Consider the following 15,733-nt stretch of genomic DNA (forward strand, 5'->3'; position numbering starts at 1 on the left):
AGAGGTGCATGCATGCCAACCAAAAAGAAAACCCCGCTCCGCGAGCTACCAAAAATCCCGAAAGAGCTGCTGGAGCAGTTCGCTGACGGGCCAATGACGGCCGAAGCTATCGAGGATGCCTCTGCGGCGTTCAAGAAGGCCCTGATTGAACGAGCTTTGAGTGCCGAACTCGGCCATCACTTGGGCTATCCGCCGGGCGCGCAGCGCCCAGAGGATGAAACCAATCACCGTAACGGCAAAACCGGCAAGACGGTCTTGACCGGTGATGGGCCCATCCGACTGGAAATCCCGCGCGACCGGGACGGCACTTTCGCCCCCATTCTGATTCCCAAGCACGAGCGCCGTTACACCGGTTTCGACGACAAGATCATCGCCATGTATGCCCGTGGCATGACGGTCAGGGAAATCCGTGCGTTTCTCTCCGAGCAATACGGCACGGACGTTTCGCCTGACTTCATCAGCTCGGTAACCGACGAGGTGATGGCTGAGATCGGTGCGTGGCAACAGCGGCCCCTGGAGCCTATGTACCCGGTTATTTTCTTCGATGCGCTGCGGGTCAAAATCCGCGAAGAAGGACTGGTTCGCAACAAGGCGGTCTACCTTGCGCTGGGTGTTTTGCCTGACGGAACCCGCGATATCCTGGGTATCTGGATCGAGACGACCGAGGGCGCCAAGTTCTGGATGAAGGTCTTCAACGACCTCAAGACGCGGGGCGTGGAAGATGTGCTGATCGCCGTCACCGACGGGCTCAAGGGCATGCCAGAAGCGCTGGCGGCGGTTTATCCGCAGACGACGCTGCAGACCTGCATCGTCCACTTGATCCGCAACAGCCTGGATTACGTGGCCTGGGACAAGCGACGCGAGTTGACCAAGGCGCTCAAACCCATCTACCAGGCGCTGAACGCCGAGGTAGCTGAGCAGGCGCTGAACGACTTTGAAGCCGGCCCTTGGGGCAAGCAACACCCCACCGTGGTTGCAGCCTGGCGGCGGGCGTGGGACCGGGTCATCCCGTTCTTCGTGTTCCCACCAGCCATACGGAAGGTGATCTACACCACCAACGCCATCGAGAGCATAAACTCCCAGCTGCGCAAGATTATCAAGACACGAAGCCACTTCCCTACGGACGAGGCGGCGACGAAGCTTATCTGGCTGGGATTGCGAAATATCACGGCAAACTGGGGCAATGCGGCTCAGGATTGGAAGAGTGCGATGAATCAATTCGCGATTCTGTACGGTGATCGGTTTATCAGGCCGACCTGGTAAGAGCACGGCCTGCCTGACGGCAGGCCGTTACCGGCTCGTACACAAAATATCTGACAGTCCCCCGCGCCAAGGCCAGCGGCCGCAACCGCGTAGTCGCCGAATAACCCGTAGCCGCTGCCGCCAGGCTGCGCTGGCCCTCAAACACCCCCCCAACCCCACCATTCACCCGCTTCGGAAATTTCCTACTTCTTCTGCGCATCCCCTTACGGATCATCGCGACAAAGCCCACAGCTTTCCCTCCATGAACCTAAAGGAAACCACCCCATGCGCATCGAATTCGACCTGCCGCTAACCCCCGCCGAACTCACCGAAATAGCTCAGATCATCGGCACCCCCACCGCCACACTTCCCACCGCCATGGCCGGCTACGCCACCTCGGCCCTGCAGGAATACCTGGGCATGATGCGCGGCCAGCGAGCCTTCAAGCGCGGCACCGACATCCACGAATACCGTCTCTTCCTGCTGGTGGAAAACGTCTTCGGCCGGCGCATCCCCGACGAACAGACCGTCAGTAAAATCTTCCAGACCACCCCCAGCGAAAGCCGCGGCCTGCTGCGCTCCATCATCTCCAAATACCAATACCTGCTGCGCGACGCCATCGACGCCACCCTGGTAGTGGTACTCGAAGCCGCCACCGCCCAAACCGCCACCGGCCCGTACCTGGTGACCATGAGCAGCGTCAACGTGATCGAAGAACTCAACAAAAAACTCGCCACCCTCGACGGCACCCTGGCCTCCGTCAGCAAAAAGCGCGGCAGCGTGTCCACCTACGAAATCACCAAATCCTCCTACGACCGCTTGTGCGCAGAGCTGGGCGCCACCCCGGCGGCGTACGTGCCATGAGCGACGCCATCTCGGCGGCCAGCCTGCTGATGGCCGTGGTAGCGATTCTCTACGGCGCCTGGTACCAGGAGATCAACCACGCCACTCGGTTGAGTGTGCCGATTCACGATCGGCATGAGCCCTTGGCCGTGGTCGAGGCCGCCCTGTTCGGCCGGTGCCTGCCGTTGGCGGCGATGGGATTGATGGTGGTGCTGGTGTTCCTGCCGGATGTGCTGGAGATCGTTTGGCACGCGTTTGGAGTGGCGCGCGAGCGAGGGCTGGGGGCGTATGCGGTGTACGACTCGGCGCGGGTGGCGTTCTGTTTGGTCGTGGTGGTGGGGGGAGCGGTGGCGGGGCATTTGTGGTGGATGACGGGGGTGCTGATGGGGTTGAGGCGGCGGCTCAAGGCGTGATGTTTGGGGTAGTTATCCACAGCCCGTTTGGCCACCACTTTCGGTGTGGGAGCGAGCTCTGCCCGCGAAAAGAGCGCTGCGGTGGTGCAGAAAAAACTATTAACATCAATGAGTTATACATGTGGATAACTTGGTTTCGGTCTAGCTTTTAGGAGGCTTTGCGTTGTTGGTAAAACTATCCACAACACGCGTTTAGAGATTTTCCACAGGCGCCTAGCCCACCCACCGCGACCAAGTTATCCACAGCCAAATCGCTGACCTAAAGCGCCTGCCGAGCGTCCTCAATCACCGCACCCAACCGCTCCCGCAAGGGTTCAATCAGGCACCGAACCTCGTCCGCCGGCAGCTGATCCGTATGCGCCGAATCCAACAGTTTGGCCATCAGCGCCATCCCATCATGCACGTCGGCCGCGCCCTGAAATGCCCCTCTTAACGCCTCCACTTCAAGGATCACGATGCCCAGCATCGTCTGCCAATCCTGAAGCAACTCATCCTCCACCGGCTCGCCAGAACCGATGAACTGCTGAAGCTCGTTTTGCAGCTTGCGTAGGTACTTATCGATATTCACAGCAGCTAATCCTTGCGGAAGCCCGGCATCAAACCGCCTCGCTTCTCGCCTAAAAAGGCAATGACGCAGCCTTCCATCATGACTGCGCCCAGGCGTCCTTTCCCTCAAGAAAGCACAGATTCTGCCGAATACTAAGGAAGTCTTAGTATGCGGTCAACGTGAATCTAAGAATCTCTTAGCCTTTACGCGGCTAAAAAATGAGCACGTTCAGCAAGCGGTTGAAGGAAGCGCGGAAGGCGGCAGGGATCTCCCAGGAGCAGCTGGGGATCGAGGCGGGGATTGAACCGGCGTCGGCTAGCGCGCGGATGAATCAGTATGAGAAGGACAAGCACGTGCCGAACCCGGAGATGGTTAGGCAGATTGCTGCGGTGCTGCGGCTGCCGGCTTCGTATTTTTATAGCGAGGATGATGAAGAGGCGCGGTTGTTGGTGGCGTTTTATCGGATGTCGGGGAAGGAGCGGGCTAGGGTGATGGGGGCTGTGGTTGGAGAAGAATAGAGTCGACTATGCTTCCTACAGCTGAACGCAAATAGCATCTGGAATTAACAATATATTAAAAATGCGGTATTTCTTTTGAATCGGCGCTACCATAAATACTGCGAAAAATTGTTGACTGAGCTTGGCTGATGCGGAGAGATAAAAAGCTCTCCGCAAAACAACCGTCATTATTTGGGTTGGCGCGACTTTCTTTTAGGCGTAAAAAGATAATTGACTATTTCTGACATCCAGGACGGTATTATTTGATGATTTGCATGCTCGGCATATTTTAACGCGAAATTGACCTTAAATCCCGCCATGTTGAAGAGCTCTTCCACACTTCGTTGCTGTGTGCCGGTAAGGTCGAATGCTAGAGAGGCTGGTAAACTGTCATCCGTGAACGACAAAAACTCCAAAATTGAAGAAACTGATTCCCCATATTTCGGATGCTCTTCGAACTGTTGGAGAGTTAGTAAAAAATCACTTGGTCTTAACGTGTCCTCAATTACCGTTGGAGGATAAAACTCAGTGTTGCTTGTTGGCTTTAAAATGGTTTTTCGTTGGTGCTCGTCGTTGTGGATACGTTTAATCCTTATCTGCTCGATGCCCTCGCTAGCATCATATTTTTCAAAGGCTTTATCGGTATCTAGAAGTAAAAATACTTTGCCGTTAATATCATCTCTATTTTCCTCGAGCGCCATTTCCAAATATCTGAACACTTTCTTTACGTGTTTGGAGCCTCCTACTGGAAGAATAAATAATTTATTTCGTGCCAGATAGAAGTCTAAGTATATTTTGTCGCCAGAGCCCTCGCAGACGATCCATTTGTAGTCTCGACCTGTTATAGATGCGATCATTGACTGCACAAGGTCGTTCAGACCTTTTAGTTCAAGATCGGATGGAAGTTTTCCTTGGCTAGATTTACGCAGTTTGGCTATGTCTTCCCGGAAACATCTTAAATCTATCATGACTAGCTCATTCTCAGATTTCGGGCAATATATCGCCACGCCATCTGATATAACCGGCATGAACCCGTACCAGTGGGTAGTGACAAGAGTTTGTACCCCCGCCTGAGAGATTGCTTTTAATTTCTCAAACTGTTCAAAGCAGGCTGAGATGTGTAGGGATAGCTCTGGTTCATCGATGGCAAGAATCAGGAGTTGGTTTCTAGGTCTTTTTGCCTCTAACAGAAATGCCTTTGCTATATCGATTAGCGCCTGTCGTTTTTCTCCTGAGCTCAAGTTATTAACCGGAACAATTTCCTTTCCAACTTTTTTTGTGAGTATCTTGCTATCAAAAAAAGCCTCTATGATTTTTTCTGTTAAGTGGGATTGATTAAATAGATTTTGCTTTTTTGCTGGTTTTTTATATTCATAGTTTTCCAGTGTTTTTGATACTTCTATGAGAAACGCGTTAAGTTTTTGATTGATGTCGGTCACTGTTGATTTGTTTACAATGTTCCTTACTATTTCTTCTATTTTTGTTCCTAGTAATGCTTGTACCGTGGAGCTTTCTATTTTTGTATATTCTTTGAAGTTGATTTCTGATGGTATATATATGTACTGATAGCTTTCATGGATATAGGTTGTTAGAGATTGTATAAACTGCTCCCAGTGAGCGCTCTTCTGTAGCGCCTCAAAGGAGGCTAAAGATTCAAAGATGGAAAAATATACAGCGGAGGAGCCGGTAGGGGATGATTTCATTATCCCGAAGGGCACTAAATAATGTGTGTCACTATTATAGCCTTGACTTGTTAGGTTTTCTCGGTGCGCGCAGAATTCGCTGACCGGTTTCGACGAAGAGTTAAATGCTTGGCTGCTAGCCGTCCAAGCACATTGGCTGACCTTTTCCAGTGTGATTATGTCTTCTTCTTTTTCGGATTCTATTGTGGACTTTTCAATTAGGAATATCGGGCAAATATAAGGTTCCCTTTCCGCGAAACCCTTTGATAGACTGTGATTGAAGTTCCATTCTATGTTGTTGAAAAAGCTATCTAGAGCCTCTAGGACTGAACTTTTCCCTGAACCGTTCTCGCCAACAATTGCGGTAAACATGCTTCCATTAGAAACGGGGATAAAATTTATGTTTTGGTAGGTTTTAAAATTGCGGATCAATATGCCAGTTATCATAAATCTGTCCTTGGACTATGTGCTGTTGATGGTGGTTATATGTGGATGGGAAAGCTATAGCCGTTTTCTCAAAATGGTTACGCCGCTGCTAATGGTTTTGTTTTTGCTATTCCATGATTTTTTTCGAACTAAAGGTATTTCTGTTTGCTGTTTGGCTAGTCATCGATATTCTCATGATTGACCGAGGATTTTAGGAGCCATTGGCACAAAAATATGTGCAGCATGGCAATATGCCTGCTAAGTAGTCAAGTGGTGCGTACGTTGGCCATCTGTCCCCTCGACGTTTTTGAAAAAAAGCGCCGATGTACTAGATTCATTCGTAGGCTTGGGGCGACTACATCCTGCAGTGATGCGTTACGCTCATGTCTCTGTATCGGCCATGTGGGGTAAAAACTGGTATGGGAATCAGCATCGGAGTCTCGACTATCAGTATGTTCATTCCGATTGCTTGGTCGCTTGATGTCATTCAGTCAGGTGTGTGGAATTCTGCACTGGAGCCTTACCGTACTCGGACTGTCACTCGCCCTCCCACCTACTGCAGGCTTTGCCGATCCCACGGTGCTCCAAAGCACGATAAAGGCTGCGGTATTGGGAGCGGGGTGCTTGGAAAATAGAGTCGTGTAGGGGGGAGATAGTGCTTACGACAAACAAGGCGTCTTTTCAGAACTTCCATTTGCGCGAGGGTCAACCTGCTTGTCCTGTAATACAACTAAGGCGGTTGCAATTTGAACAGCGATTATAGTAGATGATGCCTGTGTGCCGCGGGTGGTACGAAAATTTTTGGTCCTGTGGCCCACGCTTAGGCGCGCGAGGAAGGGTGGTGTTTCGCCCCAGAGCATGCTTTGCTGTAGCAATCAATCTTGCCTTACTAGGCTTGAATTAAGACTGCGAGATTGGCGACACGAGTCAATATCTCATTAACGGTATTGAGTACTTGGGCCACGTGATTATGTGTGACATTCGGTATGGAGGAATGCGATTGTGAACTGCTGCACAGTAACAATATTCAATGAGTCCACCCTGACCAACAGCCGAGGCGAACCCAACGCTTATTTACAGCAGTTCGTCAATGCTGTCTCGCAGGTAGTTCCACGCTTGAAAAGCACGGTTTGCTAAACACAAGAAGCTCAGTACGTTTCGGATTAACTTCCACATCCCTTGGCCTCCTTAGCGGTGGCCAAGCCTCCAGCGTGCTTACCGGAACACGCATGCCTTCGGACAGTCTGCTGACTGTGCCCAGTAAGGCGGCCGGGCGGGTGACCCACTGCGCGAGTCCGGCACGGATTACGAGCCCGTGGAAGTGAGGCTTGAAATCTGAGCGGGCTCCGGTCGTCTCATTGGGTGTCAGCAGTGAGGGCGGGCAGATGGTAATGTGGTTTTGGAATGGCTGAGGGACGGATTTCCGTATTAATTATACCTGGTTATTTAGTTTGTTTTAGTCTGGACTTAATGGAATGGTTCGTTAATATATAATTGTGAGGTGAAGAAACATTGTGTTAAGTGTTTGTGTTGACAGGTGTTTGATGATCCACTGCTGGCGACGAATATTTGGCATTACCACTGGTTGCTAGATTGAAGTCAGGCATCTAAGTTGGCTAGGTCTCAGTTGCCTGACTTGCCACGACTACTCTTTAATAACAGGTATTTCACTCTCGATGTCGATTTCATTCCTTATTATCGACCCCATTTTTTTTGCTTCTAAGTGACGTATTATGGAGTTAATAACAGCGGTACGATTTTGGCGTTTAGATGTTTGAATTCCCAATGCGCTGGAAAGTCGTAGAATGCTTGCGGTTGACACGAATGCTACGTCTGTTTCTAAGTATTTTTCTGCCTCGGGCAGCGTCATGTTGTGTAACTTTTCGATTACGCCATCTGGCAAAGCAGTGTAGGCTTCGCGCCCTTTGCTCCTATCTTTTTTTAATCCCTTGTCGTCATCAACTAACTGCTGCAAGAATTTTATTGTTTGAGCGATTTCGCTGTTAGGCAGAGATTTTAACAGTGCGGCAATACTATCTAAATTTTTTGCAAGCTCATGAGATTTCATTATTTCACCTTACACGATTCTAGTGATAAACTCGTCGACCACTTCACCCATGTAGTCAGCTTGTTTAGATGCGTTTTGTTGGGCGCGTGGGAGGTCTTTGAATGCGTATACTGGTAAATTCATTTCTGATGCAGTAGAAATGCCATCTCCGTCCGTTATGTAATTTTTGAAAACTGAATTGCTGCCTAGCTCTGATTTTGTATTGTTTATAATTTTTGTGTGGCCCTTTTTGGGGCGCTCACCATACTCGTCTACCATATTGAAAATGATTCCCCCGAACTTGGTGTTGGAATAGGAGCCTGGTAGCCCGGAGTAAGTCCACATGGATTGGTAGTCTTTATTGAATTGGTCCATGTATTGGTTGATCAATGCAATGCCAACTGTCGAAAGGAAGTCAGGAATTGCTGGAACAACGTAGTAGTCGCTTGCAAAAAAAGCACTCTGCGTAACTAAGTTTACATTCGGAGGGCAGTCAATGAGAACGTAGTCGTATTCTTCTGATACGGAGTCAATAACGGTTTTTATAATTGAGATTTTCTCAATCTCAAATTTTGTCTCCTCTCGGTGATCTTTTCCTGAGCGTTTTTCCCGCGCCAACTTCATGTCCAGCAGGGTTAGCTCTTGATGAGAAAGTATCACGTCTACGTTGGTGAACACTTTTCCAGCACTGGAACGAACTCGTTGCTTTAGAATTACATCGGCGGTGTCTGCAGGGTTTCGATCAAAATACCCATCAAATATTGTTTTGAGTGTTGAAAGATTCTTCTTGTACGTATGACTTATGTAAGGGCTAGCTCCGATTGCCAAAAAAGATAAATTGCATTGGGGGTCAAGATCAATCAGTAGGACCTTTTTGCTATGCCTTAAGGCCAATCCAGCAGCAAGGTGAAGCGTCAGTGTGGTTTTGCCAACCCCACCTTTCCAATTGATCATGCTTACTACTTTTGGCATCAACATCTCCTTGAAAATATGCCACTTTGATGAAGTTTGGTCATGGTAGAAATGGACCTATGACTCTAGGGTGACATTACATTGCCAGTAGGAATGATGTCCAGATGTAATCTTTTTGTACGGTGCGAAATCAGTTAAATCAGGTCAACCTGTCAAGACATGTGGCAGTTACCTTCTACATTGAATGCCGGTGTGTCCTCCTGTCTAGGCAGCATCTCCGCTGACCGTGACGCTCGCTAGTCCGATAGGGTGACGTACGAAACCGCCCGGCTTACAAGGTCATATTCACGTTGATGGGGTACGTATGCCGAACCGGCCTTGGTCGACAATCTGCGGCGCGAGTGGCCAGGCAATCTACACGCAGGGCTTACAAGCCGCCGCGAAACCGCTGGCACCTTTGGACACCTATAGGACCGGCGGTCGGCAAGAATTCCGCCTCTACGAGTTACGATGCAGCAGTTGTTGGTCTCTCGGGCTCTTTTACCTACTATGTATGAAGCTACCCCCTCCAATTGCTTCACCCAGGCAGGGGGTATCCACCTATGATGTTTAAGGGAAAAATCTTTTCTCCCCGCGGCTGATTTCAGTCCTGGCCTGAGAACGCTGAGGGGATTAGTTTAGATCTAGGATGCCGCTACTGGTTACGCGCGCCATGTGTGCTTCAATGGTGTCGCTGCAAGCAATGGCGGGTAGTAGCAGCACCCTTCAGGCTAAGCTGTACCAAGCACTATTTCAAAAAGCAAAACCGCTTTTGTGGTTTTTTGGGTGTTGTTTTTTGATTTTTTGGCATCGATAGTTTCAATAGTACTTTGATTCTTCATGATCTTGGTTTGGTTTGAAGATTATTCTTTGGTAGAGGTTGCTGGTTGATTTATTTGAAATACGGCAGAATCTGACATGTTGATTCCGCCGTTAATCACCAGGGCTTCACTATCGGATTTTTTCTTTGATATATATAGTTTGGCAATTCTAACGAAAAGCGAAGATCCAGCGATAACCACCACCGCTTGCAGAATGCCGCCGATAAGCGGAACGGTGCCCGCAAGAATAATTGCGGCAACAAAATAGATAAATACATCAAGGTCAGTAGTCGTCTCAGATTTTTCTCGCGAATAGTCAATGCTATCCACGCCTCTAGGAGAGCAGTGGATCGACTCAAAACCTGCCAGATCAGCCAGTATAGTTATCACTACTCTATCGCCATGCTCCAGTCGGTCAATGGTGTATAGGAATTCGTTTGTGTCACTTGTCCGCTCAATGCCTATTTTGACAAAAGAATTGGTTGGTCGCACCACCTGTTCCAATACGACAGATTCTTTTGGAATAGATAGTAGTAACTTCTGGCCATCAATTGCCACAGAGCCGACATTCAATGCCGTAAGGGTATAGTGACATAAGTGTTTGTACTGTTTTCCTTCATAAGAGACTGATAGTAAATCGTTGTCTATCTCGCCTTCTGCCATAGGGATTTCAAATTTTACAGTTTTTTCAGTCAGCTGAAGGCGTTTACGTTTTTTTCTTTCCCCTCGGCCTTTAAGCCATAAAGTTGCGATCGCAGTTACACCACTAAAGAAGCATGTGACTATGAAAATTCCCAGACCCGAGAAGAACCATTCTTTATTACCGGTTAGCCACTCTATCATTTCTGATTAATCCTTGCTGACACAATATGGTATTTCAATTTGGATGTTATCACATATTACGTTTTTTATCACCCTGCCCCCTGTTTATCAGTGTTTTGCGTGAAGTAATGACCTTCCGGTATTCGCCATGTATCATGGTTGGTGGCTGGTTGCTTCAATAAAGTGTTTTAATTGATGCGCATAAACTTTATATCCACTCTTTGAAGGTGGCGGGCTATGTCTCAGCAAGCTCGTACTCATCGTAATAAACAACGATACTATAAACAGATCTAAGCTTTTCGAAACGCGAAGCGCTGCCATGGTTCTGTTAACGCTGAATAGCCTGTTTTGTGCGATGTTGACGGCGTGCTTGCCTCGCCTAACCAGATCGCGCAGGTGTGCTGCATAGTCGTCCATCACCTTTCGATGAATCTCCCAGGCATCATTGATGCCGGCCCCCTCTGTGGAGCGACACCACTTTACGAGCGTCTCCCACCGATCACAGTGCGCCCTGATCGTGCTGTAATGGCCGCCTTGTGCGACCCTACCCATGCCATATCGTTAATCTCATCTTCTGCTCTCCAGCTCTCGCCCCACGTCATCCCGCCAAGAATGCTGAGTGTTATCAGGGATCAAGGCCCCTGCGACCTGTGGGGATGTCCTCTAGCGCGGGACCGACGGCTCCTTACGTCCGGGAGCGAGGGAATCTCATGATCTGGCCTCCTGAGCACCGTTATCGATGGGCGGGTGGAGGCTGCATTGGCTGACGAGACCAGTGCCGTGAGATCCTGAGCCAGGTGTAAGCAGCAATGCGATGACCGGGGCATGCCTGACTGCCAGTCAGGTGCAGTCCATTCCCTGGTCTGCGGCACCATCATCTACATCGCTGTTGCTGGAGACATCGGCGTTTGTCACGCCGATTGTCACGAGGGGGGGATGCCGCAAAGCCATGTGCGATCAGGGCTGCAGCAGTGCTAGAAGTGCCCGACGGGCACAGGCTGGCGCAAGATTCGGCAAAGCGGATAGGTTGCTGCAGGGTAGCGAGGTACGGTATCTGGCGCAGGAGCGCCATATGTGTAAGAGCATCCATCACATGGGTAGTGACCGTACTAGCTGCCGGATGCGGCCTTACGAGGGGCGTGACCCCTCAAGTTCTAGCCACATCTTGCTGCCTTGGCGGCTCTTGCAACTTGAGGTCCACGTGTGTGGGCAAAAATCGTCGAGCGGCCTGATTTCGTGTAGTGGCGCCTGTAAGGTTGCTGCTTTGCAGCCCCATTTAAACGACCCGCGAGTTTCATGTTGCGCGGCAAGTAGTTTGCCGCGCCCCAGGCTTCAACTTAAAAAGGTTTCATTGCAAGCAGCTCCAGCACCTGCTGCTGGGCGAGCATCCACTCCGATGAAGTACGGCACCGAGCCTCTACCAGCCGCTGAATAGTCTGGAAATCATCAAGCAAATTCCGCATGAAGATAGGTTCGTGGTGAGCAATGCGGTTGCGGAGTAGCCGCACTTGATTGAGGTTGTCAAAGATCTGTTTGCGATGCGTTGATAGGGATGCGCGCTCGTCGAGGTTAGGAAGAACCTGCCTCAAGTACGGGTCCCAGATTTTGGTGTCGTGCCTGCTGGTGAACGTTTTTTCCCAGAATACGAATTTGAGATTCGCAATGACGTCTCCCGTCGATTTTGCCCTGGCTCTGGTGGTTTGTAGATCCGCAACGGCGTTGTACCCCGGGCCGAGTGGGCGCGGAAGGCTGCGCTCGAACCCGGGGTTCCACGGCCAGCGCGAGCCGTGCACAGCTTCGAGCGCGTCCGCAACTGCGTTACGGATCACGACTTCGCACATATGCAGTGGCGTCAGTAGGGCGCCACCTATTCGGGCGTTCCATGCGTAAAGTGCCAGTGCTTCATCCGCAGCCCTTCCCGCAGCACGGGCAGAGGTCTCGTAGGTTTGCATGCGCATAGGAGATAACGCGAATCTGAGTCTCTCGGTAACTTGCGTTGACATCGCTTACCTACGTCCTTATAGTTTTTACACTAGCCACGGGAACGCGGGCGTAAGCCTCCCCCCGAGGACACTCGAAACATCGAAAAAACCTGCCATTTTTGGCAGGTTTTTTTGTTTCTGGAGGTTCGATCACGTGATCACCTTGCTTGAGTCAGGCCCGGCCGGCTGATGATCACGCGCATGATAGACACCCTCGGACGGGGGTCAATGAAGGGTATGTAGGCAAATATTTCTTGGGCAAAGTGCTAATGGCGGGCGCTTGAGTATAAGCGTGCTGGCAAGCTAGCTACCCCGGTGTGGCATGGGGGCTATGGAGAAACAAAAAAGGCCCACCTTGCGGTGAGCCTTCTTCGATACTGCGTATGGTGCCGGCACCAGGAATCGAACCCGGGACCTACTGATTACAAGTCAGTTGCTCTACCATCTGAGCTATACCGGCATGTGAGGGCGCTGATTATAGCGACTCGTCGGCCCTAGGCAACCCCCAATTTGCACTATTTTCATGGCAACTGCTGCCACCGCCAAAAACGCTTATGCACAATCCCCCGGTGAACAGACCAAACGCCCCCCGGCGCGGTGCCGATTTTGCACTCTTTGCGCAAATGGCTGTTTTTGCTGCGGAATAAATGATGAACAAAAAATGACCAGTTGGAAAACTTCGTTGGATCCAGCGAATTTCTTAGCTTGCTGGGGATTCTGCCCACAGAGTTATCCACAGGCTGTGTGTTAGTTTTGAAACGATTCTGGGCGTTCTGCCAGCAGCATGAGGTTGCGGGGGGTGAGCTGGGGTGTGCAGAAAACGCCCAGCCTTACCTGGTAGCCGTTTTCCTGCAGGAACAGGGCGCGGTCCAGGGTAAGCCATAGCTCCAGCGGGCGGCGGAACAGGTTGCGCACCAGCTCCAGGTTGCGCACTTGGGCCAGGCGATGCCAGCCGTTGGCTTCGGCGGTTGCCCAGGGGATGTCCACAGGCAGCGGGACGCCTTTCAGCTGTGCCAGTTCGCGGCAGTAGTTTGGGAAGGGTTTGGCTAGCCAGGCGCTGGGCAGCGAGGGGGTGGGCAGGTAGGCATTTGCCGCGCTTGCCTGGCGTTGCAGCAGGTCGAAGGCCAGGCGCCAGGCCATGGACTGGTCGCGCTGGCGGCGGACGCGGGCGCCGGCGGTGACGGTTTCGCTGAGGGGCAGGCCGAGGTCGTCGCGGCTCAGGCGCAGGGCGCTGGTGGCTGCGGCGCTGGACAGCGGCTGGTAGTGGTCGGCGGCGGTGCGGTTGTAGCAGCAGGGGGCGATGGCCAGTTGCGGGCAGCCGTCGGCGGCGGCGCGTTGCAGCAGGCGTACGTGCAGGTCGCCGCAGGCGTGCAGGGCTACGGCAGTTGTGCTCGCAGGCAGGTGGCAGTCGGCGGCCATGACGTCTTGCAGGCGGTGGTCGGCGTTGAGCTGGTGGTGCTGGCTCAGGGCCTGGCCGGCGTCGACCAGGGCGGGGTCGTATTCGTAGCAGGTGAGGCTTTGCGTGGGCTGCAGCAGGCGGCGGCCCAGGTGGCCTTTGCCGGCGCACCAGTCCAGCCAGCCATGGGTGGGCCGCTGGAAGGTGAGGGCGTCGGCGAAGGCTTCGATTTGTTGCCATTTGCGCCCGGGCACGTCGACGTTGAGGCGCGGGTGGCAGGGTTGCAGGGCGCCGGTGGCTAGCGTGGGCAGGTCGCTGAGGGCCGCGGCCTGGGCGGCGATGGCGGGGTAGGGCGCGGGGGCGTCGAGCAGTTCGGGGTGGTTGTGCTCGGCTTCGGCCTGTTCCAGGGTGCGCTCGCGTAGCCAGCTGGCCAGTTGCGGGTGGGCGGTTTCCCACGGCAGGGTGAGCTGGGTGAAGGGCTTGGGGCGCCAGAGGGGCTGGTGGGCCAGCAGGAAGGCGTCGAGGGCCTGGAAGTGGGTGGCAAGGTTCATGGGGTGTAACCCTCGTAGCAGCTGCCGCCAGGCGGCGTCTTCGGTGGTGGGGCCGGACGCGGCCTGGCGGCCGCTGCTACGGGGATTGGGTAGCGGTTACCGGCCTTGGCAGGCGTCCACGCGCAACCAGCGCTCCAGGCCTTTGAAGCCTTGCACCAGCACGAACGAGATCAGCAGGTACAGTACGCCGGCGGCGAAGAAGATTTCCACCGGCAGGTAGGTGCGGGCGATGATGGTGCGCGCCATGCCGGTCAGGTCCAGCAGGGTGACGGTGCTGGCCAGGGCGCTGGCCTTGAGCATCAGGATCACTTCGTTGCTGTAGGCCGGCAGGCCGATGCGCACGGCGCGCGGCAGCATGATGAACAGCAGCGCCTTGGTGCGCGACATGCCCAGGGCGCGCGCGGCTTCGATCTCGCCCTTGGGGATGGCCTGGATGGCGCCCCGCAGGATCTCGGCGATGTAGGCGGCGGTGTGCAGGGTCATGGTGGCGGCGGCGCACCAGAATGGGTCACGCAGGTAGGGCCACAGGGCGCTGTGGCGCACGGCGTCGAACTGCGCGGCGCCGTAGTACACCAGGAACAGCTGCACCAGCAGCGGCGTGCCGCGGAAGAAGAAGATGTAGCCGTAGGGCAGGGCGCTGACGTACCACTTGCGCGAGCTGCGGGCGATGCCCAGCGGCACGGCCAGTATCAGCCCGGCCAGCACGGCGATGGCCACCAGCTCCAGGGTCACGGTGGCGCCCTGGGTGAGCTTGGGCAGCCACTTGATGATTACTTCCCAGTTCATTGCGCGGCCCTCGTGAAGCCGCGTGCGGCGTATTTTTCCATGAAGTGCATGCCGATCATGGCCAGCACGGTCAGGCCCAGGTACATCACCGCGGCCACCATGTAGAAGTTGAACGCCAGCTTGGTGTCGGTGACGGCGTTCTGGGCGTTGCGCATGATCTCTTCAAGGCCGATGACCGAGACCAGGGCGGTGTCCTTCATCAGGATCATGAACAGGTTGCCCAGGCCCGGCAGGGCGATGCGCCACATTTGCGGCAGGATCAAGCGGGTGAAGATGCGCAGCTTGGACAGGCCCAGGGCCTGGCCGGCCTCGCGGTGGCCCTTGGGGATGGCGATGATGGCGCCGCGGAACACTTCCGTGGCGTACGAGCCAAAGCACAGGCCCAGGGCGATGACGCCGGCGGCGAAGGGGCTCAGGGTCAGCTCGGGCATGCCCAGCCAGCCGCCCAGCGCGGCCATCATGTTGACGGTGCCGAAGTACAGCAGCAGTACCCACAGCAGTTCGGGCACGCCGCGCACGATGGTGGAATAGGTGCCGCCCAGCGCTTGCAGCGCCTTGTAGGGCGAGGTCTTGGCGAGCGCGCCGAGCAGGCCCAGGACCAGGCCCAGGCACAGGGCCGACAGCGCGAGTTTGACAGTCATCAGCGCGCCAGCCGCCAGGGCCGGGCCGAATCCGTGGAGATCAATGTTCATGGGCAGGCTTTTTTGAGGACCAGCCGCCGCGCACC

The 15,733-nt window shown here is 53.4% G+C and carries 13 protein-coding genes and 1 tRNA gene; 4 read left to right on the forward strand and 10 right to left on the reverse strand.

Translation table 11 applies throughout. The annotated features are described in order from the left end of the window. The first annotated feature begins 12 nt into the window (after nt 1–12). From RAM80_RS18795 to RAM80_RS18805, 3 genes are all read left to right on the forward strand, one after another. Complete coding sequence (locus RAM80_RS18795; RefSeq protein ID WP_416421961.1) at nt 13–1,263, forward strand: IS256 family transposase; 1,251 nt, start codon at nt 13–15, stop codon at nt 1,261–1,263. Between the two features lie 264 nt (nt 1,264–1,527). Beyond that, nucleotides 1,528–2,106 (forward strand): hypothetical protein, encoded by a 579-nt coding sequence (locus RAM80_RS18800; protein ID WP_416421962.1) that lies wholly within the window; start codon nt 1,528–1,530, stop codon nt 2,104–2,106. Next, nucleotides 2,103–2,498 carry a hypothetical protein gene (locus tag RAM80_RS18805; RefSeq protein ID WP_416421963.1) on the forward strand — a complete coding sequence of 132 codons (396 nt, stop codon included), beginning with the start codon at nt 2,103–2,105 and terminating at the stop codon, nt 2,496–2,498. Before RAM80_RS18800 ends, RAM80_RS18805 begins: the two co-directional genes overlap by 4 nt. Before the next feature lie 259 nt (nt 2,499–2,757). Here the strand turns inward: RAM80_RS18805 and RAM80_RS18810 are convergent, their stop codons facing one another. Then, complete coding sequence (locus RAM80_RS18810) at nt 2,758–3,066, reverse strand: hypothetical protein (RefSeq protein WP_416421964.1); 309 nt, start codon at nt 3,064–3,066, stop codon at nt 2,758–2,760. Between the two features lie 197 nt (nt 3,067–3,263). Between RAM80_RS18810 and RAM80_RS18815 the strand changes: the two genes are divergently transcribed. Further along, nucleotides 3,264–3,563: a helix-turn-helix domain-containing protein gene (locus RAM80_RS18815; RefSeq protein WP_416421965.1), complete on the forward strand. Its 300-nt coding sequence runs from the start codon at nt 3,264–3,266 to the stop codon at nt 3,561–3,563. 167 nt (nt 3,564–3,730) lie between these two features. Here the strand turns inward: RAM80_RS18815 and RAM80_RS18820 are convergent, their stop codons facing one another. The 9 genes from RAM80_RS18820 to RAM80_RS18860 form a co-directional block, all read right to left on the reverse strand. Beyond that, the gene (locus tag RAM80_RS18820; protein WP_416421966.1) at nt 3,731–5,671 is read right to left on the reverse strand and encodes an ATP-dependent nuclease; all 1,941 of its coding nucleotides are present in this window, start codon (nt 5,669–5,671) and stop codon (nt 3,731–3,733) included. 1,624 nt (nt 5,672–7,295) lie between these two features. Next, complete coding sequence (locus RAM80_RS18825; protein ID WP_416421967.1) at nt 7,296–7,718, reverse strand: hypothetical protein; 423 nt, start codon at nt 7,716–7,718, stop codon at nt 7,296–7,298. 9 nt (nt 7,719–7,727) lie between these two features. Next, complete coding sequence (locus RAM80_RS18830) at nt 7,728–8,669, reverse strand: ParA family protein (protein ID WP_416421968.1); 942 nt, start codon at nt 8,667–8,669, stop codon at nt 7,728–7,730. An 842-nt stretch (nt 8,670–9,511) separates the two neighbouring features. Then, the gene (locus RAM80_RS18835) at nt 9,512–10,312 is read right to left on the reverse strand and encodes a hypothetical protein (protein ID WP_416421969.1); all 801 of its coding nucleotides are present in this window, start codon (nt 10,310–10,312) and stop codon (nt 9,512–9,514) included. Between the two features lie 1,316 nt (nt 10,313–11,628). Continuing rightward, nucleotides 11,629–12,249 carry a hypothetical protein gene (locus tag RAM80_RS18840; RefSeq protein ID WP_416421970.1) on the reverse strand — a complete coding sequence of 207 codons (621 nt, stop codon included), beginning with the start codon at nt 12,247–12,249 and terminating at the stop codon, nt 11,629–11,631. 408 nt (nt 12,250–12,657) lie between these two features. After that, nucleotides 12,658–12,733, reverse strand: a tRNA-Thr gene (locus RAM80_RS18845). Between the two features lie 287 nt (nt 12,734–13,020). Next, complete coding sequence (locus tag RAM80_RS18850) at nt 13,021–14,220, reverse strand: methyltransferase (RefSeq protein WP_416421971.1); 1,200 nt, start codon at nt 14,218–14,220, stop codon at nt 13,021–13,023. Nucleotides 14,221–14,316: 96 nt separating this feature from the next. After that, a complete protein-coding gene (locus tag RAM80_RS18855; protein WP_416421972.1) occupies nt 14,317–15,006 on the reverse strand; it encodes an ABC transporter permease in 690 nt (229 codons plus the stop codon). Beyond that, on the reverse strand, nt 15,003–15,698 hold the full coding sequence (locus RAM80_RS18860) for an ABC transporter permease (RefSeq protein WP_416421973.1): 696 nt from the start codon (nt 15,696–15,698) through the stop codon (nt 15,003–15,005). The genes RAM80_RS18855 and RAM80_RS18860 overlap by 4 nt, the downstream gene beginning before the upstream one ends. Between the last annotated feature and the right edge of the window lie 35 nt (nt 15,699–15,733).

The sequence above is a fragment of the Pseudomonas sp. App30 genome (genome assembly GCF_047947025.1).
Classification (GTDB): domain Bacteria; phylum Pseudomonadota; class Gammaproteobacteria; order Pseudomonadales; family Pseudomonadaceae; genus Aquipseudomonas.

Bases quoted from the DNA above. Each gene is read 5' to 3' on its own strand.
- RAM80_RS18835 (WP_416421969.1), bottom strand. From the start codon at position 10,312: ATGATAGAGTGGCTAACCGGTAATAAAGAATGGTTCTTCTCGGGTCTG.
- RAM80_RS18800 (WP_416421962.1), top strand. From the start codon at position 1,528: ATGCGCATCGAATTCGACCTGCCGCTAACCCCCGCCGAACTCACCGAA.
- RAM80_RS18805 (WP_416421963.1), top strand. From the start codon at position 2,103: ATGAGCGACGCCATCTCGGCGGCCAGCCTGCTGATGGCCGTGGTAGCG.
- RAM80_RS18850 (WP_416421971.1), bottom strand. From the start codon at position 14,220: ATGAACCTTGCCACCCACTTCCAGGCCCTCGACGCCTTCCTGCTGGCC.
- RAM80_RS18830 (WP_416421968.1), bottom strand. From the start codon at position 8,669: ATGCCAAAAGTAGTAAGCATGATCAATTGGAAAGGTGGGGTTGGCAAA.
- RAM80_RS18860 (WP_416421973.1), bottom strand. From the start codon at position 15,698: ATGAACATTGATCTCCACGGATTCGGCCCGGCCCTGGCGGCTGGCGCG.
- RAM80_RS18825 (WP_416421967.1), bottom strand. From the start codon at position 7,718: ATGAAATCTCATGAGCTTGCAAAAAATTTAGATAGTATTGCCGCACTG.
- RAM80_RS18815 (WP_416421965.1), top strand. From the start codon at position 3,264: ATGAGCACGTTCAGCAAGCGGTTGAAGGAAGCGCGGAAGGCGGCAGGG.
- RAM80_RS18855 (WP_416421972.1), bottom strand. From the start codon at position 15,006: ATGAACTGGGAAGTAATCATCAAGTGGCTGCCCAAGCTCACCCAGGGC.
- RAM80_RS18820 (WP_416421966.1), bottom strand. From the start codon at position 5,671: ATGATAACTGGCATATTGATCCGCAATTTTAAAACCTACCAAAACATA.
- RAM80_RS18840 (WP_416421970.1), bottom strand. From the start codon at position 12,249: ATGCGCATGCAAACCTACGAGACCTCTGCCCGTGCTGCGGGAAGGGCT.
- RAM80_RS18795 (WP_416421961.1), top strand. From the start codon at position 13: ATGCCAACCAAAAAGAAAACCCCGCTCCGCGAGCTACCAAAAATCCCG.